Annotated in this window: 18 protein-coding genes; 9 read left to right on the plus strand and 9 right to left on the minus strand. The window is 54.9% G+C overall.

What is annotated here, in order from left to right:
• Positions 1 to 758: 758 nt before the first annotated feature.
• Together VN12_RS20310 and VN12_RS20315 are read left to right on the plus strand one after the other, a co-directional pair.
• Complete coding sequence (locus tag VN12_RS20310) at positions 759 to 1,568, plus strand: TatD family hydrolase (RefSeq protein ID WP_146678516.1); 810 nt, start codon at positions 759 to 761, stop codon at positions 1,566 to 1,568.
• A 35-nt stretch (positions 1,569 to 1,603) separates the two neighbouring features.
• The gene (locus VN12_RS20315; protein WP_146678517.1) at positions 1,604 to 2,113 is read left to right on the plus strand and encodes a molybdenum cofactor biosynthesis protein B; all 510 of its coding nucleotides are present in this window, start codon (positions 1,604 to 1,606) and stop codon (positions 2,111 to 2,113) included.
• Between the two features lie 1,126 nt (positions 2,114 to 3,239).
• Here VN12_RS20315 and VN12_RS20320 read toward each other — a convergent pair.
• Positions 3,240 to 3,611, minus strand: coding sequence for a hypothetical protein (locus VN12_RS20320; RefSeq protein ID WP_146678518.1), 372 nt, complete (start codon positions 3,609 to 3,611; stop codon positions 3,240 to 3,242).
• Positions 3,608 to 4,621: a hypothetical protein gene (locus tag VN12_RS20325; protein ID WP_146678519.1), complete on the minus strand. Its 1,014-nt coding sequence runs from the start codon at positions 4,619 to 4,621 to the stop codon at positions 3,608 to 3,610. Before VN12_RS20325 ends, VN12_RS20320 begins: the two co-directional genes overlap by 4 nt.
• Positions 4,622 to 4,805: 184 nt before the next feature.
• Here VN12_RS20325 and VN12_RS20330 point away from each other — a divergent pair, with 184 nt between their 5' ends.
• The 6 genes from VN12_RS20330 to VN12_RS20355 all read left to right on the plus strand — a co-directional run bounded on the left by VN12_RS20330 (position 4,806) and on the right by VN12_RS20355 (position 11,398).
• Positions 4,806 to 5,642 (plus strand): undecaprenyl-diphosphate phosphatase, encoded by an 837-nt coding sequence (locus VN12_RS20330; protein ID WP_146678520.1) that lies wholly within the window; start codon positions 4,806 to 4,808, stop codon positions 5,640 to 5,642.
• 105 nt (positions 5,643 to 5,747) lie between these two features.
• Positions 5,748 to 6,827, plus strand: coding sequence for an ABC transporter substrate-binding protein (locus VN12_RS20335; protein ID WP_168164529.1), 1,080 nt, complete (start codon positions 5,748 to 5,750; stop codon positions 6,825 to 6,827).
• Positions 6,824 to 7,888: a FecCD family ABC transporter permease gene (locus VN12_RS20340; RefSeq protein ID WP_168164530.1), complete on the plus strand. Its 1,065-nt coding sequence runs from the start codon at positions 6,824 to 6,826 to the stop codon at positions 7,886 to 7,888. Before VN12_RS20335 ends, VN12_RS20340 begins: the two co-directional genes overlap by 4 nt.
• A 4-nt stretch (positions 7,889 to 7,892) precedes the next feature.
• Positions 7,893 to 8,678: an ABC transporter ATP-binding protein gene (locus VN12_RS20345; protein ID WP_146678523.1), complete on the plus strand. Its 786-nt coding sequence runs from the start codon at positions 7,893 to 7,895 to the stop codon at positions 8,676 to 8,678.
• A gap of 156 nt (positions 8,679 to 8,834) precedes the next feature.
• Positions 8,835 to 10,436 carry an endonuclease/exonuclease/phosphatase family protein gene (locus VN12_RS20350; RefSeq protein ID WP_146678524.1) on the plus strand — a complete coding sequence of 534 codons (1,602 nt, stop codon included), beginning with the start codon at positions 8,835 to 8,837 and terminating at the stop codon, positions 10,434 to 10,436.
• Between the two features lie 74 nt (positions 10,437 to 10,510).
• A complete protein-coding gene (locus tag VN12_RS20355; protein ID WP_168164531.1) occupies positions 10,511 to 11,398 on the plus strand; it encodes a sugar phosphate isomerase/epimerase family protein in 888 nt (295 codons plus the stop codon).
• On the opposite strand, the gene VN12_RS20360 is transcribed toward VN12_RS20355, so the two are convergent.
• From VN12_RS20360 to VN12_RS26495, 3 genes are all read right to left on the minus strand, one after another.
• Positions 11,395 to 12,081 (minus strand): RluA family pseudouridine synthase, encoded by a 687-nt coding sequence (locus tag VN12_RS20360; RefSeq protein WP_205855098.1) that lies wholly within the window; start codon positions 12,079 to 12,081, stop codon positions 11,395 to 11,397. The two genes, VN12_RS20355 and VN12_RS20360, sit on opposite strands and share 4 nt — an antisense overlap.
• 14 nt (positions 12,082 to 12,095) lie before the next feature.
• Entirely contained in the window at positions 12,096 to 13,574 is a 1,479-nt protein-coding gene (gatA, locus tag VN12_RS20365) for an Asp-tRNA(Asn)/Glu-tRNA(Gln) amidotransferase subunit GatA (RefSeq protein WP_146678526.1), read from the minus strand.
• An 81-nt stretch (positions 13,575 to 13,655) separates the two neighbouring features.
• Positions 13,656 to 14,639 carry a DUF3467 domain-containing protein gene (locus VN12_RS26495; protein WP_240491206.1) on the minus strand — a complete coding sequence of 328 codons (984 nt, stop codon included), beginning with the start codon at positions 14,637 to 14,639 and terminating at the stop codon, positions 13,656 to 13,658.
• A gap of 13 nt (positions 14,640 to 14,652) precedes the next feature.
• Here VN12_RS26495 and VN12_RS20375 point away from each other — a divergent pair, with 13 nt between their 5' ends.
• Entirely contained in the window at positions 14,653 to 16,194 is a 1,542-nt protein-coding gene (locus VN12_RS20375) for a N,N-dimethylformamidase beta subunit family domain-containing protein (protein ID WP_146678527.1), read from the plus strand.
• 72 nt (positions 16,195 to 16,266) lie between these two features.
• Here the strand turns inward: VN12_RS20375 and VN12_RS20380 are convergent, their stop codons facing one another.
• The 4 genes from VN12_RS20380 to VN12_RS20395 form a co-directional block, all read right to left on the minus strand.
• Entirely contained in the window at positions 16,267 to 17,634 is a 1,368-nt protein-coding gene (locus tag VN12_RS20380) for a hypothetical protein (RefSeq protein WP_146678528.1), read from the minus strand.
• A 322-nt stretch (positions 17,635 to 17,956) separates the two neighbouring features.
• Positions 17,957 to 19,240, minus strand: coding sequence for a hypothetical protein (locus VN12_RS20385; protein WP_146678529.1), 1,284 nt, complete (start codon positions 19,238 to 19,240; stop codon positions 17,957 to 17,959).
• The gene (locus tag VN12_RS20390) at positions 19,215 to 20,486 is read right to left on the minus strand and encodes an MFS transporter (protein ID WP_146678530.1); all 1,272 of its coding nucleotides are present in this window, start codon (positions 20,484 to 20,486) and stop codon (positions 19,215 to 19,217) included. Before VN12_RS20390 ends, VN12_RS20385 begins: the two co-directional genes overlap by 26 nt.
• Complete coding sequence (locus VN12_RS20395; RefSeq protein ID WP_146678531.1) at positions 20,474 to 21,232, minus strand: creatininase family protein; 759 nt, start codon at positions 21,230 to 21,232, stop codon at positions 20,474 to 20,476. Before VN12_RS20395 ends, VN12_RS20390 begins: the two co-directional genes overlap by 13 nt.
• Between the last annotated feature and the right edge of the window lie 34 nt (positions 21,233 to 21,266).

Here is a 21,266-nt window from a genome sequence, read left to right on the forward strand (position 1 = left end):
AAGCCGATATTCTTCAAATGAACCTCTGGATTGTCGGTTTTGTTTTGCGATTGTACGTCCCCCGCTCAAAGCACTCCGATATGAGCAGGTCACAGAGGTCGTCAGCCATGCGTGCGTCACGTCCCCGAAGAATGGGCCGCGGCTTCCCCACCTTCCCCGTCAGCGGGGCTGTTTGAATGAATTCCTTCTTCCGTGCCCACGAAATGGCACCGAGGATCAGGGCATCCGCTTATGCTTTGCTGGTTGGATTCCACGGCTCCCGTTCGGTGAGACACTGGTCAAAGTCGTTGAGCTTCAGCTCGAAGACCTTTTTTTACCGAACACAACGATGAAGCGGCGGGCTATGGCCTCGAACACGCCTGGAACGCAGCTTGTCCGGGTTGCCTTCAAATGTGCTCTGTACTGGTTAATCAGTTCGGAAATGAGATATCCATCAGTGCCAATCTCGTCGTCTTGGGCTACGAGCTTGCGAAACCTGTCTAGGGCAGCAAGATAGGTGTTCCCGTTTGGTGCGTCGTCCGGCCCGTTAGCAAGTATGTGCTGGCTGCCAGCGATGGAGCAGCGGTAGGCCTTTTTCGACCTACAGTATTGGACTTAGGGATTCGGACCAGGCTTCACGGTGGTATCCTAGAAGAACAAAAACAAACGGGGAAATCGCTTCCAAGCACAGCCATTTTACCCGACTGAACCGATAACTCGTGAAAGATTTCATGCGGCACGAATTGCAAAGCCCTGTGAAATAAGGAGATACAGACAAGATGGACTACATCGATCCCCACATCCACATGGTTTCGCGCACAACGGACGATTACGAGACGTTGGCGAGAATGGGGTGTGTTGCGATGAGCGAACCGGCGTTTTGGGCAGGGTTTGACCGCGGAAGCGTTGAAAGTTTTCGCGATTACTTCCGGCAATTGACGGAGTTCGAACCTCGAAGGGCCGCTCAATATGGGATCCGGCATTTCACTTGGCTTTGCATCAATGCCAAGGAGGCGGAGAACGTTTCGCTCTCTCGAGAAATCATCGCGATGATCCCTGAGTTTTTGGACAAACCCAATGTCCTCGGCATCGGGGAAATCGGTCTCAACAAAAACACGCGAAATGAATCGATCATCTTTCTGGAACATTTGGAACTGGCAATTCGGTACAACCAGCAAATCCTCATCCACACCCCTCACTTGGAAGACAAGTACCAAGGGACTCGAATGATCCTCGATATGCTCATGGGAGATTCTCGAATCGATCGCTCGCGCGTTTTGGTCGACCATGTCGAGGAGCACACCATCGAAGCGGTCCTGGAAAATGGCTTCTGGGCCGGTATGACTTTGTACCCAGTCAGCAAATGCACTCCGCAGCGGGCGGCTGACATGATTGAGAAGTACGGGCCAGAACGTTTGATGGCCAACTCCGCCGGCGATTGGGGGCCGAGCAAACCGACCGCCATTCCGGATCTCATCATGGAGCTTAAGAAGCGAGGCCATTCCCGCGAATTGATTCGCAGGGTGGTATATGAGAACCCGGTAACCTTCTTCTCGCAGAGCAAGCCAGGTTTGTTCCAAGACGTCTGAAACGGACCGCGAAGGGTTCATTGCAAAGAGGAAGCATGTCGGAATCGACGAATCAGCATCGACGCACGGCGGGTGAACAGGTCACCGTTGCGATTCTTACCGTAAGCGACACGCGGTCGTTAGAAACCGACGGGGGCGGGCAACTGATCGAAGACCTTTGCCACGCTCGCGGCTTTCCCGTTTGCAATCGACGCATCGTGAAGGATGAGCGAGATGCCATTCGGCAGGCGGTATTGGAATTGCTGGCCGAAAGGGATTGCGAAGCGGTCTTGATTACGGGCGGAACAGGTCTCGCAGCCCGAGACTGCACTGTCGATGCGGTCGAAGGGATCTATGACTCCGCCATCCCAGGATACGGGGAGCTCTTTCGAATGCTTTCCTATCAAGAGATCGGATCGGCATCCATGCTGAGTCGCGCAAGCGGCGGGCGGATCGGTACCAAGATCGTATTGACGATGCCTGGATCAACGGCCGGCGTCCGGCTGGCCATGGAGAAACTCATCCTCCCTGAACTCCCTCACTTGGTCATGCACGCCGGTAAATAAAAACATCTATTTGCACCGACGAGATCGCAATAGAAGAAGAAGAGGAAGAAGAAGTGGCGCGCCAAGGCGCAAAGATCGCAAAGGGAAAGACGGGGTGGGATTTGAAAACATAAGGAAGAATGACGGATTGGGATAAGAAATGAGATGGCAGTCCAAAATGAATTTTCTAGCAGCTTCACCTGACTCTCCTTCCCTCGTTTCGTCTTCACTTAGCGTCTTGGCGCCTTTGCGAGAAACTTGGAGCGTGAAGAAGTGGCGCGCCAAGGCGCCAAGATCGCAAAGGGAAAGACAGGGAGGGAATTGAAAACATAAGGAAGAATGACGGATTGGGATAAGAAATGAGCTGGCAGTCCAAAATGAATTTTCTAGCAGCTTCACCTGACTCTCCTTCCCTCGTTTCGTCTTCACTTAGCGTCTTGGCGCCTTTGCGAGAAACTTGGAGCGTGAAGAAGTGGCGCGCCAAGGCGCCAAGATCGCAAAGGGAAAGACAGGGAGGGAATTGAAAACATAAGGAAGAATGACGGATTGGGATAAGAAATGAGTTGGCAGTCCAAAATGAATTTTCTAGCAGCTTCACCTGACTCTCCTTCTCTCGTTTCGTCTTCACTTAGCGTCTTGGCGTCTTGGCGAGAAACTTGGAGCGTGAAGAAGTGGCGCGCCAAGGCGCCAAGATCGCAAAGGGAAAGACAGGGAGGGAATTGAAAACATAAGGAAGAATGACGGATTGGGATAAGAAATGAGATGGCAGTCCAAAATGAATTTTCTAGCAGCTTCACCTGACTCTCCTTCCCTCGTTTCGTCTTCACTTAGCGTCTTGGCGCCTTTGCGAGAAACTTGGATGCGTGAAGAAGTGGCGCGCCAAGGCGCAAAGATCGCAAAGCGAAAACCAGGGACGGACGTGAAAGGATAAGGGTGAATGACGGATTGCGATACGAGATACGATGGCGGTTCGAATCGAACTTTCTAGCAACTTTCCCCGGTTCTCCTTCCCCCCATCTCCTCTTCACTTAGCGCCTTGGCGCCGTTGCGAGAAACTCGGAAGCCTGAAGAAGTGGCGCGACGCTCGCAAAGATGGGTAGCGAGTGGACGCGAGGATGATGCATCCAATGACTGCAGGATGAGAGTTCTAAACGGCTTTGGTGATGGTGCCGAGATAGAATGGTTCTTGTGCCACCAATTCGGTGCCGTCGCTCAAGTAAAAGCGAACGCGAACGCACCAGGAGATTGTCAGGATCTTTCCTTCGTAGGAGAGAGGTGATTCCGGCAAGGGAACTTGAAGCCGTCGCGGATTGGACCACTCGATCGCTGCCAGCGAATTGCCACTAACACGTTGAAAGAAATGGACTCCCATGTCTTCGGAGCCTTTGCCTTCGGTAAGCCATATCACCGAGACTTCTACGGCAGCAATGGTCGATCGATCGATGTTGGAAACGGTGTACTCGAACTCGAGTACATCGTTAGGCATGTAAGTGGGTTGGAGTCCAAGCAATCGGATCATGACGGAAGATTCAACGTTTTGTCTAGCGCGTGCGGGTACACTACTACGGGGAAACTTCGGGAGTACGATGGCCATCGATTTGCCTCTCCTTCGACGATGATCTTCCAATGAACAGCGTTATGCAAGCTCTGAAACGAGTGCATCGCATCGTTAGGGATACTCAGCACGCCCTCCAGTTCTAGCGGACGCCCCCAATCAATTCTCGTACGACCTTGATCCAATACCACCTGCTCGCGCACGATGGATCGCTCGGTGCGAATGTCGGTTCCGAAATGATACGTGCTTTCCTCCTCGCAAACTAGTCGAACGGTTAGTTTCTTGATCACCAGCCTGCCGTACTGGACCAATAGAATCTTGTAAGTGCGACCGGGAACCAGCGGTAAGTCTTCGATCTCAACCGTAGTGGATCCAATCCCGAGCACTTGCACATAAGTCTTGAAGAACAGCTGGGTCGAACGAAGACCGATGTAGGCGCCAGGCAACAGGAGCAGTAGCAACATTATCGGAGTTCGTCCGCCAAGGAACCCTTGTACAGCGACGACAAAGAAGATAGCTAGCATGGCGTTCCAAGCCATAGCGAAGACCCCAACAGCGATGAACGCCATCAAGTCGTGCGACGGGCTTGGGAGTCGATAAGCCAGCTTCGCGCCCGGACTGTCTGTGAAAGGCTCGAGCGATGGGATCATCGGCGGAGGAGCCTTCTTGGTCTGTCGTGGGCGAGGCAGCAAACCGCTCTTCGCGATCGCTTCTCGGTGTTCGTCGCTCATGGCGACTTTCAAAACACGGACCCAGAAACCAACGGCACCCAAGACGACCAAAGCCGCCGAGACTCCGACGGATAGCCAGAATCCGTACCCGACCTTGAGCCAGCTGACAAAGGTACTAAGACTGAGAACGCCGACGAGGAAGCATGTGGCGAAGAATGTGGCCTCTCCCAGGGAGCCCATGATCCACCAGCCGGTCATCCGGCCCCCTTTTTTCTTTCCCCACAGTCTAAATCTCGGCTTCATACGTCGCAGTGTATTCGCTGGGCTGCCGTTGCCAAGCCGCACAACCGTTACCAACGACAAAGTTCCCCAATCAACCGCTTTCAGCCTGGAATTTCATCGTTAGAATCCCCGTCGGGTCGCGGACTGGCAGCCAGAATCGTCAAACCCCGAACACGGTAAGCAACCCTCCCCAAGAGTCTTTTCATTGAACGATTACATCGCTGCGTTACTCCAAGGCATCGTGGAGGGACTAACGGAATTTCTTCCGGTGAGCTCGACCGCGCATATCATCCTGACGCAGGAGCTGCTCGGAATCGATCGTACACTGCCGTTTTGGAAGATGTTTGCCGTAGTGATTCAACTGGGGGCGATCCTCTCCGTCATCGCCTTTTTTCGGGCTAGGTTAGCTGCATTTCTGGTTTCGTTCCGAGCTTCTCTGAAATCGGACTGGAAAGCATCGTACCGTCATCCATTGGCGCTTGTGCTGGTGAGCTTTGTCGTCACCGCCATCCCTTGCTTCTTGATCGATGAAATCATCGGTGAAAACCTGGAGAGCCTGTGGGTCATTGCCATTGCGCTGGTAATCGGAGGTATTGCCATGGTCGTTATCGATCGCGTCTATTCCGATCACGCCAAAACCGAGAGATTGGAAGAAATGAGTCTCCGGCAAGCGATTGCGATCGGCTTTTTTCAGATTCTGGCTGCCGCGTTTCCTGGAACGAGTCGCTCCATGGCGACGATTGCCGGGGGGCAAATCTTCGGGTTGAGTAGATCAGCGGCCCTGGAGTTCAGTTTCTTTCTTGCCATCCCTGTGATGTTCGCCGCTTCCGGGTTCAAGCTCGTGAAACATTTGGCAACCGAACCGATGCCTTCTGGAGGAGAGTGGACGAGCTTGGCGATTGGATTCGTTACCAGTTTTGTCGTCGCCTATGGCGTGATCGCATGGTTCATCCAATGGGTCCGCTCTCGCGGGTTCGTTCCGTTTGCCGTGTATCGGGTGATCGCCGGGACAGGGCTTTTGCTCTGGCTTTGGTTGCGATAGCCACGACTTTGATTTCATTGACAACCCATAGGGGCACCGATAGCATCACCCCGGATGTCATTGAACGTTGTTATTCCATCCGGTTGGACCCCTGAGGCCGATTCCATGCTGTCAACTCGGCGACTCTCGACAGACTGGATGTACCCCTGTCTCAACGCTTTGTCCACCCTTTTCTCGCTCTGCATTGCGATGGTGATGGGATGGGGCCTGCCAGGCTGCGATTCGAAAGAACCTCAGTCTTTTTCCACGAACGCTAGTCCGGAGTCGTCCTCGTCTCAGATCGCTTCTAACGAGTTTCCCTACACGTTTACCGACCGTCTGAATCGAAAGGTCACGATCCGAAATCGTCCTGAACGAATAATCTCCCTTAATCCGTCCACGACCGAACTCCTCTTCGCCATCGGCGCTGAGAGCAAGCTTGTGGGACGAACCGAATATTGCAATTTCCCCGAGGGGGCATCAAAGATTCCCATCGTCGGGAAAGGGACCATTGAAGGGATCAGTCGAGAAGCCATACTAGCGGCGCGCCCGGACGTTATTCTCTTCAAATGGGATAGTCATCAGGCGTTGATCGAGACCTTTGAACCCCTTGGCATTCCCCTTATCGGCATCGGTCCCGAATCGGTGGATGAGTTGCTATCCGAAGCCGAACTGCTAGGACGGTTAACGGGTACCAAAGCCAATGCGAATCATTTCACCGATCGATTTGCCTCCCAATTGAAACGCTTGCAGCAGTTGGTCGCGGACATCGCACCATCCCAGCGGGCTCGCGTGTTTTACGAAGTTTGGGACGATCCTCTCATGACCGCTGGCCCTGAATCTTTCATCGGCCAATTGCTGAGCTTGGCCAATGCGGAAAACATTTTCGCTGATGTGCAGGCTAGGTATCCTCGAGTTAGTCGCGAAGCGCTCGTTCAACGGAACCCGGATGTGATCCTAGCTCCGACGACACATAGTCAAAAAGTCGATGTGCAAAAGATGGCGTTACGTCCCGGATGGGGTGAGATGCTCGCGGTGAAAAATCAAAGGATTCACGTCATCGATGGCGATCTCGTCTCTCGATGTGGGCCTCGCATGCTTTCGGCTTTGCATGAAATCATCCGAGCGGTATATCCAGAGGTTGCACCGAAGTTGCCCGTGGATGAATCCATCGTTGCACCGAACCCATCGGGATCGAAGCCGTGAGACCGACGAATCCCGTTCTAAAGGCCATTCGTGGTAAGAGCGAATGGCTCCTATTGGCCTCTCTCTTGATACTTGGAATCCTATCGGTGGTCAGTCTTGGGATCGGTCCTGTGACGATTTCCATCGGGACCATTTGGGATTGGTTAACGCAAAGTTCGAGCGAGGGTCAGCAAATGGAGTTTACCATTCTGACCAGCCTGCGTCTCCCACGAGTCCTAGCGGCGTTGTGGACAGGCGCCGCGCTGGCGATCGCTGGCGTTGGATTTCAATGTCTGTTTCGAAACCCCTTGGCCGATCCCTATGTCATCGGCGCGTCGAGCGGTGCAGCATTGGGAGTGGCCATCGCGGTGATCATCGGATGGCGATGGTCGATGTTCGGGGTGAGCCCCACATCGATGTTCTCCATGTTGGGTTCCATCTTCACCGTTGGGCTAGTTTTTGTCATCGGGTCCGCGAACCGAGGGGCATCCTCGTTGACGTTGCTTCTCGCCGGAGTCGCAATTAGCAGCCTGGCGAACGCTCTCGTTTCGCTGTTGATGTTTGTGCACGACGGGCAAAAGACGATGGTCATATTGAATTGGCTCTTGGGGTCCCTCGCCGCGTCGAACTGGCAATCGCTGCCCACGTTGGTCGTGCTGTCGACTTTTGGCATGGTTTGGCTATGGATGATGGCGAGGCAGATGGACGCCTATTCGCTCGGCGATATCGCTTCGCAATCGCTTGGACTCAATCTCTCCCGATTGCGTTTGTCGGTCGTGTTCGCGGCGAGCGTTGCGACTGCCGCTGCGGTTTCAACGGCGGGAGTGGTTGGCTTTGTCGGATTGATCGCACCGCAGATCGCAAGATTGTTGATTGGTACGAGGCATACATTGTTGATTCCGATGAGCGGATTGCTCGGAGCCACGATCACTTTGATCGCCGACGCGGCCGCAAGAACCGTGGTTGCCCCGGCAGAGCTCCCGGTCGGTATCTTGACGGCAATGCTGGGCGGACCCTTCTTCTTGGGATTGCTCATGCGACGCGGCAGGTCACATTCCCTTTTAGGACGAAGAGGGGGGTGAAGGCGTGGATCCCAAACCCTTGCGCATCGAGAACCTTTCGTTCTCCTACACCGAAACGCCGGTTCTCAAAGGCCTGGATTTGACCCTATTACCTGGGGAGATGGTCGTATTGCTCGGAGCGAATGGAGCGGGCAAGACGACTCTATTACGAACCGTAGCACGGCAGTTAGAGCCTGATTCCGGAGCGATTTGGATCGATGAATCCGATATCCATTCTTTCACGCGGCGAACGCTGGCCCAACGCGTTTCGCTCATGCCGCAGTTCGAGCATCGGGACACCTCTCTGACGGTACAAGAAGTTGTGATGCTGGGCCGAGCTCCTCATGTGGGCTGGTACAAGCCGTGGTCCACGCTCGACGCAAGCTTGGTGAGAGAGTCATTAGAAACGACCGGAATGTGGGGGCTGCGAGAGAGAACGCTCGACACCTTATCGGGAGGGGAATGGCGGCGGATGATCCTCGCCCGTTCGTTGGCTCAGCAAGCTCGAGTGCTCTTGCTCGATGAGCCCACGGCGGGACTGGATCTGCGTTATCAATACGAGTCTCTGCGCAAGATTCGCGAGCTCGTGAAGTCTCGACAGCTCATCGCGCTTCTATCAATTCACGACTTGCAGCAATCCGCCATGTTTGGCGACAAAATCGCATTGCTCGCGTCGCAGCGTCTCCTCGCGTTCGGAACGCCTGCGGAAGTCCTTACGGCCCCACTGCTGGAACAGGCATTTGGAATCCGGGTTCAAGTCTTCACGAATCCGATCAACGGGCTACCCACGATTGTTCCGGATGAAGCGTAGACCCTAGGGAACCGGTCAACACCTCCCTCCTGGGTGCGGGATCTCGATTACAATAAGTCCGACTTTTAAAGCCAGTCCCTTTAAACTCGCCCGTTCCCACCTCCCCGACTCACTCGATCCCCATGTGGGGGTTTCCTACAACGAGCTATCTCTCTCATGCGCCGATCTCTATTCGCTTTCCTTTCGCTTTTCGTATCGTTCGTCATCTCCTGGTTGCCATTCGGTATGCTTTACGGGGAAGCACCGCCTGTTCGGGTCATGAGCTTCAATCTGCGTTACGGTACTGCCAAGGACGGTGCGAATCACTGGGACCACCGCAAAGAGCTCTTGATCGAGACGATCGCTCAATTCGATCCCGATTTGCTGGGAACCCAGGAAACGCTCGCGTTTCAAAAGGAGCATGTCGCCACTCAACTCCCCTTTCTGGAGAGCTTTGGAGTCGGACGAGACGATGGCTCGAACGAAGGTGAAATGGCAGCCCTATTCTTTCGCAAAGATCGATTTGAGAAGCTGGATGGCGGTCACTTCTGGCTTAGTCCGACCCCCGACCAGATTGGGTCCAAAGGATGGGATGCGGCCCTCCCACGCATTGCGACGTGGGTCAAACTTCGCGATCGGCTTTCTCCCGAATCCTTGCCGATCCTTTTCCTCAATACGCACTTCGATCACCGTGGGGACGAAGCCCGCTACGAATCCGCCAAGTTGATCCGAGCCAAGGTTGCCAAGTTGGGCGCCGGGCATCGGGTTGTCGTTACCGGTGACTTCAACGCGGGTGTCAAATCGAAGCCGCACGATGCTCTTTTCCACAATACCGTCGACACTGCCGGTGACATCAAGCTGTTTGATACTTATACGCATTCAGAGAGTCCGCAACCGGATTCCGAGGAAGGGACCTTTTGCAACTTCGATGTCTCGAATCGGAAAGGTGCGAGGATCGACTGGATCGCCGTTTCCCAAGATTGGTCGATTCGGACCGCTCGCATCGATCGGACCCACGAAGAAGAGAGAACGCCATCGGATCACTTCCCCGTCACGGCCATTCTAAGACCAGCATCCTCTCCTCGAACCTTTCACGCGATGACTTACAATATCCATCACGGCCGAGGTATGGATGAAAAAGTGGATCTGCTGCGGATTGCCAAGATCCTTCGCGATGCTGATCCCGATTGGGTAGCGTTGCAGGAAGTCGACCAGAACGTCACTCGGTCGGGCAGTGTCGATCAAGCAGCCGAGTTGGCACGATTGACCGACATGTATGTGGTCTTTGGAAAAGCGATCGATTTGCAGGGAGGGGCGTATGGCCAAGCCCTTTTGTCCAAGCATCCTTGGAGCGACCATCGTGTTCAACAGCTCGCTAATCTCCCTGGACGCGAGCAACGCATCGCTTTGATCGGTACAACCAGCGATGGAACCCGATCGATCCAAGTCATCGGTACGCATTTGGACCACGCTCACGAACCGCTGCGGATCCAGCAAGCTGAGGAGCTAGCAAAGATCTCAGTCCCCGCCGATGGACTTGGAATCCTCGCGGGCGACATGAACGCTGTGAAGGAGTCGGTCCCGATGCAAACCATTCTCAAGGCATGGTCGACCCCAACCTATCGTTCCCCCATCGCGACGATTCCATCCCAAGATCCCAAAAGGCAAATTGACTTTGTGCTGGTGAAAGGAGCGAAAGAGGGAACGGAATTTCTACCCCGATCCGTTATGACCGACGCCTCCGACCATCTCCCGCTGGTGCTGGAATGGCCTCGATAACCTCAACGCTCTTGGACCCACTTACGCTTACTGACTCAATCTTCTCCACTCGAACTTGGGAGTTCCTGTCCATTATGAAACGTCGCTCTTTCCTCGCCGGAACAACTCTATGCACCGCAGCTTATGCCGCATCCTCTCTGCATGCTATCGAACCGTTTCAACGCCTGAAGCCCGCTCAGTTGCGACTGAGTCTAGCCGCTTATTCGCTGCGGGATCTGCTGACTAAACCCGACTCGGGGTGGGACCTTTTCAAATTCGTGGATTACTGCCATGAACTTGGTCTCCCCGGTGCCGAGTTGACCAGCTACTACTTCCCCAAAGAAGTTACCACGGAGTATTTGGTCGAGCTCAAGCAACATTGCCACCGCCGGGGCGTTACCATTTCGGGAGGTGCCATTCGCAATGACTACTGCCAAAAGGATGAGGCCAAGCTGCAGGCAGATATCGAGCACACCAAACTGTGGATCGACCGTTATGCGATACTTGGCGCGCCTGCCATTCGCATCTTCGCAGGCAATCAGCCCAAGGGGGAGGAATGGGGGCCCACGGTCGAGCGCTGCGTAAAAGTCTGTGAAACCGTTTCGAAATACGCGGCTTCCAAGGGCGTTTACTTGGGACTCGAAAACCATGGCGGCGTGACGGCCAAGGCGGAGGGACTATTAGAGATCGTGAAGAAGGTTCAAGCTCCATCGTTCGGCGTCAACTTCGACTCAGGCAATTTCCGATCCACTGCGGATCCTTACGCGGAACTTGCACAGATCGCCCCCTATGCCATTAACGCGCAAGTCAAAGTCGATATCTATCCGAACGGCCAGCATGAGCAAACCGATCTGAAGCGAGTTATTCAGATCCTCAAAGATTCTCACTACAGCGGATGGGTCGCGCTCGAGTACGAGGCGAAGGAACCGGCTTTGGAAGCCATCCCGAAATGGATTGCGCAGCTCAAGCCACTCATGGCCTAATGATTTCCGTCCTGGTGCGGGGAGACCTCCGGCCAGGACTTCGGCAATGGTGCCACCACATCGATGCGTTGCTCCAGCGTGGGGTGCTCGAACGCCAGACGCCGACAATGCAATCCGATTCCTTCGGTCATTCGGCGCGTGGAACCGTATTTTCGATCCCCGAGAATAGGACAACCCAGCGCCGTCAGTTGGGCGCGGATCTGATGTTTGCGTCCCGTTATGAGTTCGACTTCCAGCAGAGTACCGCGATCCGTCTCTCCGAGTGTACGGTATCGCAACTCCCCCTTCTGAGAGTGCGGTTGCTCTCCATTATAAGCCCGCGTGATGGCTTCGCGGTCGTCCCGAACAAGCCAATGCACCAACGTGCCTTCGGGCCTTGGCGGTTTGTCTTCAACGAGGGCCCAGTACAATTTCAAGACCATCGCAGCTCGCAACTGTTCATTGATCCTCGCAGCCGCTTTGCTAGTTCGAGCGAAAGGGACGGCTCCGGTGACCCAGGAGTCGAGTCGACTGACGACTCCGAGAAAGACATTTCCGGGTTTGTTGTACTTCTCTTTGATATAGCCCTTCCCCCAATCGAGCAGGCTAAGTTGATCGGGCGACGCTCCTTGGACAACCCAGCCTGAGGGTTTATTGACGATCAGCAAGTGATTGTCTTCGAATAGAATCGGAATGGTTGTCATGCGAAGTTGTTCGTTTATGCCAGCGCGAGTCGAGGTTGGTAGTCGATTTCGCGATGGTACGCCCCTGCGATGGTTAGCAGTTTGGATTCCGAGAGCGGTGCACCTTGCAGTTGCAGTCCCATGGGTAATCCATTGGAGTGAAGTCCAATTGGGATGGAAAGAGCAGGAATGCCCGCTAGGTTCGCGCTAACGGTGTAGAGATCCTCGAGATACATTTGAACAGGATCGTCTTTTTTGGCTCCCAGTTCGAAGGGAGTGGTGGGGGTGGTCGGACCGAGGATCGCATCGACTTGTTCGAACGCGGAATCGTAGTCCTGCCGGATCAAGCGCCGGACTTTGAGAGCCTTCAAGTAATAGGCGTCGTAGTATCCCGCACTCAAGGTGTAAGTGCCGAGCATGATCCGACGTTTTACTTCGTTCCCAAAGCCTTGGGAACGAGATCGCTTGTACATCGCGACGAGAGGGCTTTCGCTGGAGCCATGGTTTTTATCGGGTTCTGATCGAAATCCATAATGGGCGCCGTCGTAGCGAGACAGATTACTGCTCGCCTCGCTAGGCGCGACGATGTAGTACGTAGGAATGGCGAATCGGTGGTGTGGCAGCTTCAATTCGACGATTTGACAACCAAGCTTCTTGTACAAAGCGATCGCTTCAACCAGTTTGCCGCGAATCTCGGGATCCAACCCAGGGGAAGCGAGATGTTCTGGAACGAAACCGATTCGGTACGGGGCCACCGGTTTGTCGGCCGCTTCTGAGAAACGCTCGTTGTCGACATGGAGACTCGTGGAATCCCTCGGGTCATGCCCTGCAATCGCCTCCAATACCAAGCCGAGATCGCGCACGGTCAGGCCAAACGGGCCGGCTTGATCCAAACTGCTTGCGTAGGCGATGAGTCCGTAACGGCTCACCCGACCATAGGTGGGTTTCAAACCGCAAACACCACAGTAGGCGGCGGGTTGCCGGATGGATCCACCCGTGTCCGTACCGATCGATGCGGCCGCTAACCCGGCTGCAACACTGGCCGCAGAACCTCCGCTGCTGCCCCCGCAAGTTCTATTTAGATTCCATGGATTGCGACTGGGACCTTGATAGCCTGTTTCCGTCGAACCGCCCATGGCGAATTCATCGAGGTTGGTCTTTCCCAGCAGTACTGCATCGGACTGTTGTAATTTTTCGATCACATGTGCGTCGAACGGCGACATGTAGCCTGAGAGCATCTTCGATGCGCACGTAGTGGGCATACTGCGCGTGCACAGAATATCCTTGACCGAAATGGGAATCCCTGCCAGCACTCCCATCGATTCCCCGTTGGCACGCTTCGCATCGACGTTATCCGCGGCTCGCAGAGCGCCTTCGGGGTCGACATGCAAATACGAGTGGATGTCGCCATCCAGTTTGGCAATGCGATCCAAATAGTGTTGCGTTAGCTCTCGGCTGGACAGGGATCGATCGGCGAGCTGCCGCTGGATGGATGATAGGGATGTAAGGTCCATAAATGTGAACGAGATAGTCTTGGAAAGGAGGAAGCCAGACGCAACCTCTTAGGTGCACCACTTTGCAATAAGAACCCAGCTCTATGGCTTCGGTGGAAAGCCGTATCGACCTCGGATCTGCTCCCAAGATGCCTTGAGAGAGTCGAGCAATCTGCCCACATGGCCGGAAGCCATGAAGACGCGGCTGCTAACTGCGGACTGTGGATAGAAGTTCGTGATGAAGTCAAAGCTGAACTCGTAGGGGCCATGACCGATCATGACGGCATTGGCATACGCGCCGCTCAAGATCTCGTCTCGCAATTTCAGTTCGTCGTAGACTTCCTGTGGATTTTGACGACGAGGGCCTTGGTTTGAGGAAGCTGGATTTGGCGGAGGGCTCGCAGCCCCCCCACCGGTCGGGGTGCCGGCATGGACATCGATTGAATTGGATTCTAACGGTGATGGAAGCGGTCCTACCCCTTTGGCACTTATGCCAGGGCCTGGATTTGAATTCATCTCTGGTTTGGGAGCGGTTTTGGGAGACGGGTCGACATTGTCGTCATCTAGCCCGAGCGGATCTTCTGAAAAGTTCGGTTCGAAGGGATCGACTGGAGGTGTGATATCGTCTTGAGGCGTTGTGGGAGTCTGAACAATAGGGCTCGGTGAACCCGGCAGTTCGCCGTAGCGTTGACGAAAAAGATCGATGTTTGTGGTCAGCGCATCGATGAATTGGGGCATCACCAAATGGGGGAGCACGACCCGGGAAACGACGCAGCTGGGGCGCGGCAGATTGCGGACAAAGTCTAGCACGAATTCCGTTCCGCCGGTCACTACGATAACGCCGGTGCTCAGTTCCCCACGGGCGACATGTTCGGGCACGCGCGCTCGGACGGCGGGCATATTTTCCATTGGGTCGGGTCGATCGTCGGAATTCGGTGGAAACGCCATGCTAAAACCAAACGTTGGATAGGAACAATCCAGCAGGAGAAAGATCAGGATGATACCATAATCGCTTCCGCTTGCACCGGACACCATCTGGTTAATCTCGGTGGCTTGCCCCTCCTTTTTTGGTTCGAATCCCCCCACCCTGAACCTTGCTATGAAGAATCAATCTAATAAATCGGACACGTTTGCATCGCATTCGGTTTCCTCCACTCGCAGACATTGGCTCGCGACGGCAGGTGCCTGCGGGTTGGTTTCCGCGGGCGGTTCCACCTCGAACGCCACTTCGGTTTCCACCGAGGAAGCCAATCCGATCGTTCTTGAAAACCAACAACAGGGAACGTTGAATTGGAAGCTGGGAAAGATTCGCATCGATCCCTCAACCAAGTATCGATGTCCTTGGGTGGAAGGCTACGCGTCGTACGCGAGCATTCAATCGGGCGAGACATTGCAATTGATGATCAGCACCGCGACTCCTACGACCGTCGAAGTTGAGTTGTTTCGTTTGGGATACTACCAAGGCTTAGGGGGCCGGAGCGTAGGACGGTATGAACGCGTTGCGTGCAGACCGCAACCCATGCCATCGATGGGAGAGAATCGTTTGATGTTCTGCGAATGGGAGCCTTCGCTGGAGATTCGCGTCCCGGAAACATGGACCAGTGGCGTGTATGTTGCGAAGCTGACGGAAGGAACGGAGGGATTGCAGAGCTACATTATCTTTGTCGTTCGAAATCCACGGCGATCCGATTTGATCTTTCAATGCAGCGATCACACATGGCAGGCCTATAATCGTTGGCCATCGCAGTACTCCCTCTACGATGACGGGGTCAATGTTTGGCACTGGGGGGATGCGTCGCGCGTTAGTTTCGCGCGGCCATATGGAAAGTACTGCCAAATTCTCGATGCCCCCCTTTCCTTGGGATCGGGGGAGTTTTTTCTGTGGGAATTCCCCTTCGTGTTTTGGTTGGAACAGCAGGGGTATGACGTGCAGTATGTCTCGAACACCGATACCCACCGCGATCCTCAGACTCCACTTCGCTGTCGCGGGTTCTTAAGCGTCGGACATGACGAGTACTGGACCCTCGAAATGTATCGTCACGTTCAATCGGCCGTCGAGCAAGGAACGAGTGTTGGTTTCTTTAGTGGAAACGCGGTCTGCGGAAGAGTGGAATGGGAGGAAGCGACTCGTTCGTTTCGTCGGACAGGAGTATTTGGGCCGCCGGGGGGGACTCGCGAGTTTGACGCGATGTCCAGCTTGATACACGAAAGACCTTACGCCAACGAACTGATCGGGGCGCATAGTACAGGTCCAGTTACTGGGGGAGCGGACTGGGTCTGTTCCGCCCCCCAGCACTGGATCTATGAAGGGACAGGGATGCAACAAGGCGATCGCATCCCTGGATTGATCGGTTGGGAGTACCATGGCGACCCCGCATCGATCTCTGGGTTGGAGATCGTTGCGACGGGGCCTACGCAGTCGGCTCCTGGCGTCCTGAATGGCGGAACCTACACCGCCACGCTTTATCCTGGGCCCAAAGGAAACTTGGTGTTCAATGCAGCCACATGCTGGTGGGCCGACGGGCTCAGCGCTCCACCCGGTTACCAAAGCCCGAGTGTTTATACTTCACCTCAAGGAGTCGACTCGCGAGTGCAACGGATCACCAAGAACATACTCGATCGCATGTTGCGTTCCAAATAAACCTTCGAGCCTGCAAAGCTCAGGCGGAGATGGAACAGGCACCATTCATCCGGGTACAATCCGGGATCCAGGTCATTTGGTTGCAGGGACAGCAACTCGCTTCACGCTAGGCCCCAAGTCTTCGGAGGTCTTGAAGTGAATCACTTTTGCCTTCGGAGCTTGATTCACCCTTGCCGGGACTTGCTCGCTAAAGGATGTCGGTACCACATTTCCCGAGGAGGCAGGACCCGCGGGAGTCAGAATGATGGGAAGTGATTGTTCTAACTCTTCAGGGGGAACGCTTTTTAGTTTGGTCGGTTCCTTTTCCAGGCCAGGCTTCGATGCTGAATTGGTCTGGTCTGCCCCGACGGTTAATTGGATTCCATTCATTTGCCTCCGCTTTCCTTGCCAAGTCACATCGTCCTCAAAGGGATCGACGAGTACGTCTGGAAGCTCTCTCCCCGTTGAGGAAGGCAGGCTCGCGGGAGGCAAATTCGCAGGAGGAAGGCCAGACGATGGCAGTTGGGAAGCAGGTTGCTTTGCTGCAGGTCGAGTTTCCAAAACCGATTCGGCCGATTCCTTGGGTGCATTGAGTTCCGAAGGGATGTCGCGAAGGCTCGGGGCGTCGGTCGTGCCCTTTGGAAAACGAGGCTGAAAGGGCTCTGGCGACTTTTCCGATCGCGACGGAGAGGACATCGGAGCAATCGGTGCTTCCTTCTCGATGATGGGCTTCGGTGCATTCAGGGGTTCGTTCAACGCCTGAGGCATTGGCATGGCTTGGACAGGTGCCTCTGGCAGTGGTTCTTCCGGTGTCGCGATGGGGTCGGTTTTGCGAACCGGGAGTTGTGCGGGAGGTTGCGAAGGTGCGGTGGAGCGACTTGAGGACTTATCGCTGATCTTTCCAATCGCCTGCTTTTCTATCGGCACATTGGGGTGCATCGGCGTACTAGGGGCACGCTGGAGGACGGGCGGAGGGAAAGCATAGGCACTGGTGAACGGCTGGGCAGGTATTGCAGGGGCAAAAGCCATTGGCTGTTGTACAGCACAAGCTGGGCAATCGCAGCCAGTTGGCATGGGCTCGCACCCACAAGAAGGAGCTGTCTCGACACCGCAGTTGGCCTCGACACCGCAGTTGGCCTCGACACCGCAGTGCGCTGTGCTGCGATGCAATGTCCATCTTCGCGTCGCTTGATGCCGGGATTCGGCTTCGATCTTGTCGCCGACATGATCAAAGTGCTTGAGAATCTTTTCCGCGAAGGAGAGCGACTTCGGCTTTTTGCGATGGGTATGTCCGCATGCGCCATCGCAGGCAGGACTTGTCTCGCAACCGCAGGTGGGTTCCTGTGCTATCGCGTTCGAATCGAGGGCACTAGAAAACCACACCGTGCATGCGACGGTCAAAGACCGAACCATTCGTGTTAATTCACGTCGGCGTTCTTGTTGCAACTTGGCTGATTTCATAAAGGTCTCGTACCGCTCGAGGCTGGTGTTCCGGCATGCAGCACACTGGGGAGCTGCACATTGACGACGTAGTAGTTGATGATGCTACCCGGAACAAGTTATCGAGACGTTACGGCCGGAATCCTCAGTGCTTTCGGTAAATCAAGCAAACTCGACGCAGTTTGCCTAGGTTCGCAGGAAGGAAGAGGTTTCGCGCCAAGGCGCCAAGTCCGCCAAGAAGACACGCAGTCCCTTTCGCATCGACTGTGGGCCGAGCCAAGCGAGCCAGGCCGAACCCGGATCTCGCTCTGCTGTGTGGCCAGAGCTTTCCTAATGAGAGCTTTTATACACGCCAGTAGGCGGAGTCGGGATACGCGCGGTAGGGAACGGCAAGTTCCGGAGTTTCAATCGTTTTCCCTTTTTGAAAAAGGGATTCGACGCCGGCAATTACCATCCCGGAGGTGAGCAAGGTTCGTTCGACAGGATACGGTGTCTTTCCATCGACCACCAAGGTTTCGATATGGTGGGCCAACGGATTGAAAAAGTCTGCCGTGGTCGATCCATGGGTCGGCATCGGCAGGTACATCTGGCAGGAAATGATTTCGCCGTTATCGGACCGCATGCCCGCGTAATTGAAATCCCGGATCGGAGCCAATAGAAGGGTGGTGCGGAACCCGTCTCGATGCTCCACCACGTAGCCGATCGATTTGGATAGCGTCTTGACCGCCCAGTCCCAATCGACCGGAGCACTTGGGTAACCCGTCTCCACGGGGAGATTGTGGCTTCGCGTTAACGCGGAGACGATCAATTTGCGGGTGTCGCCGTAATCCGCCCCTGACAAGACCTGCCACAACGACTCGTCGCGCAATGCTTGCACCGAGCGCACACCCACCTCGCCACCTTTTCTTCGCTCGGACATGCATTGAGCCGTCTCCAAGCCATGGATGTCGTAGCTGTCGACGCCACCGTAGCAGACACACACGCTTTCTTTGAGTGGTGTATCGAGCGGCATGTCGATTGACGGCATTCGCCAAGTCACGGGGAGGGAGGAGCCTGCAAGAAAGGGAAAGCCCAGTCGCTTGGAGTCCTCGACCATCTCGCGGCATTCGCTCCACACCGTTGATAGGTGTTTGTCGTTGAATACCGGCACACTCTTTCCGGAATCCTCAAAAACCTTCACGACCCGTTTGAACCACTCGTATCGCGGATATCGCCTCTGGCCCCTGTCGTTGTCGGGATACTTGCCATGCTCGGCGATGATTACCACACCATCGACCGCAAGTTTCGACGTCCCCAAGGTGAGTGCCTCCTCGATCGTGGGGAAGTCTTTCAAGCCATACTTGGCGATTCGCCCCGGCGCTAAGTCGCCTTCTGGATGTTGGTCGATATACACCGATGCGATATCGAATTGGGGCTTTTGCCATTTCCCGCCCCACGTATATCCCATTGCGTGGCGATCGAGGAAGTGTTGGGCATGCGAGTGGGTTCGGACTTCGGTCCCGAGAAATGCAATGCGTTTTCTTGGCTTGCTATCGTCTGCTGTCAGCAAGGATTGTAAACCAATCGTTGCACCCGAGAAAGCAGCTGTACTTGCAATAAACTCACGGCGATTCCACATTGGATTCATGACGGTCTCCCGGCCAAAAGAAAACTAAACTCAAAGTTGCAAAGAGTGGTAAGAGTCCTACTACGATCAATCCGGTGCTGAAGCTTTGGGTTGCATCGGCGGAGCTACCAAACGCCATTTGCGCAACACCCGAGAATGCCCACGCAAGAATGCCGGTAATGCCGGTCACTTTGCCTTGATGACTCCTCGAAATGTCTTGCGAAAACGCGTAGTACATGGGGAAGAGGCCGAGGGCTCCTGCTCCCGCGACCAGCAAAACCGCTAAGAGCAGCGGTCCTTTTGGAATCCAGGGAACACAGGCAACGAGGGCGCACGCGAGCGAGCAAACGGCTACCGTCGCAGTGCGCGATCCCTTGATACTCCAACCGCGACTCGCCAAAGCAAAGGCCATCGCTCCAGCTCCGATACATCCGATATCGGTCACCAGGTACCAAGCAGAAGTGAAGACGAGAGTCTCGGTCTCACTGTAACCAATCTGCTGTTGCAGCACCTTTGGAAGCCACGCCCGCAGGATTTGCCACGTCGTATTGATGGCAAGGAGTACCAGCAGGAGTACGAACAGCTTCCAGCAGAAGACCTCTCTCCACCAAGCGCGAGGCTTACCCATAACGGGCTCCAGGTTTCCCGTAGATCGCAAATCGGAATCTCGAACGAGAGCAAACCAAGCTGCAATCCAGACCACTCCCGCAGCCCCGATCGCTTGAAACCCGATACGCCAGCTACCTGGCGTGGGCGTTAAAAGCCAAAGCATAAGCAACGGAGTCGCGAATGCTCCGATCGAAGTACCGCTTTGCAGTACGCTGTTCCCCAGACCTCGACCGCGCGAGGTGAGAAGGGCCTGAGTTGTCTTGAGCCCACACGGCCAGTGAGCGGCTTCGAAAAACCCAAGCAACCCACGGCAAATCAACAGATCGTCGTAGCCTCGAACATAGCCAGTAAGGAATCCGACGGCGGACCAAAGCAGAATGGCCATCGGGTACATAAATCGGATAGGCAAGCTATCGACGAGGAAACCGAAAACAAGGGATCCCAGGGCGAATCCCCAGCCAAAGCTAGCTTCGACCGCACCGTACTGCTTTTCGGTCAATTGGAGTTCTGTCGTGATGCGCGTCGCAACCGATGCGAGGGTTTGTCGATCCATGTAGTTGATCGCCGATGCGAACAACAAAAACAAACAGATCAAGACAACTTGTTTGGAAAGCTTTCCCGCCGGTTTATCGCCATCTTTCGCGGCTATCCATCCCATGATTGACCATCCCAATCGATCACGCGTTCAAGCCATTGCACGACATCGCGGCTAAAGCATTGCAATAAATGCTCACCCTTTTCTCGCGTTGCGAGATGGGGCCAGCCGATGTGCCCCGGTTTGCTTCGATCGGGGGTCGTCCAAGCGCGATAGCCAGGGCGAAATGCGTTTCCTGGATCCACCGGTGCAGCCGATTGGTAATCTCCTACCAACTCGGGATGCAACGCGAGAATCATCGATGTTTCCCATTCGCAGGCGTGACCCATGTCGCGCTGATGAATATCAGGAAGATCGACCCAAGGTTCTGAACCGAGAGACCAATAGGTCGTCATCAGCAACAGGAGGTCGCTGCGAGTTCGCAAATCCTGTCGAATCTCGAACAACGCTTGTTTCGCAGGAACATCGTTTCCGCCGTGCCCATTGATGATGACGATACGTCGGAACCCCGCCATGACCACGTTCTGTACCAACGATCGCAACATGTCGAGATAGTTGCGAGGTTCGGCCGAAAGGGTGCCCCCAAAATCCAAATGATGGTGGGAGTTTCCGAGCCATTGAACGGGTGCGATGAGAACTTTTTCCGAGAGTGACTGTTCGATTCGATGGACGATCGCGGTCAAAAGCATCGTGTCGGTGCCGACGGGCAAGTGATGACCATGCTGTTCGATGGCGGCGACCGGCAAGACAATCGGTGTGTCGCGAGATACCTTCTCCAGGGAAGGCCAAGACTGATTCGCAAAAAGCATACAGGCAGGTGGGATCGAGGGGGAGGCTGAGGAA

Source organism: Pirellula sp. SH-Sr6A (assembly GCF_001610875.1).
Classification (GTDB): Bacteria; Planctomycetota; Planctomycetia; order Pirellulales; family Pirellulaceae; genus JBKCUI01.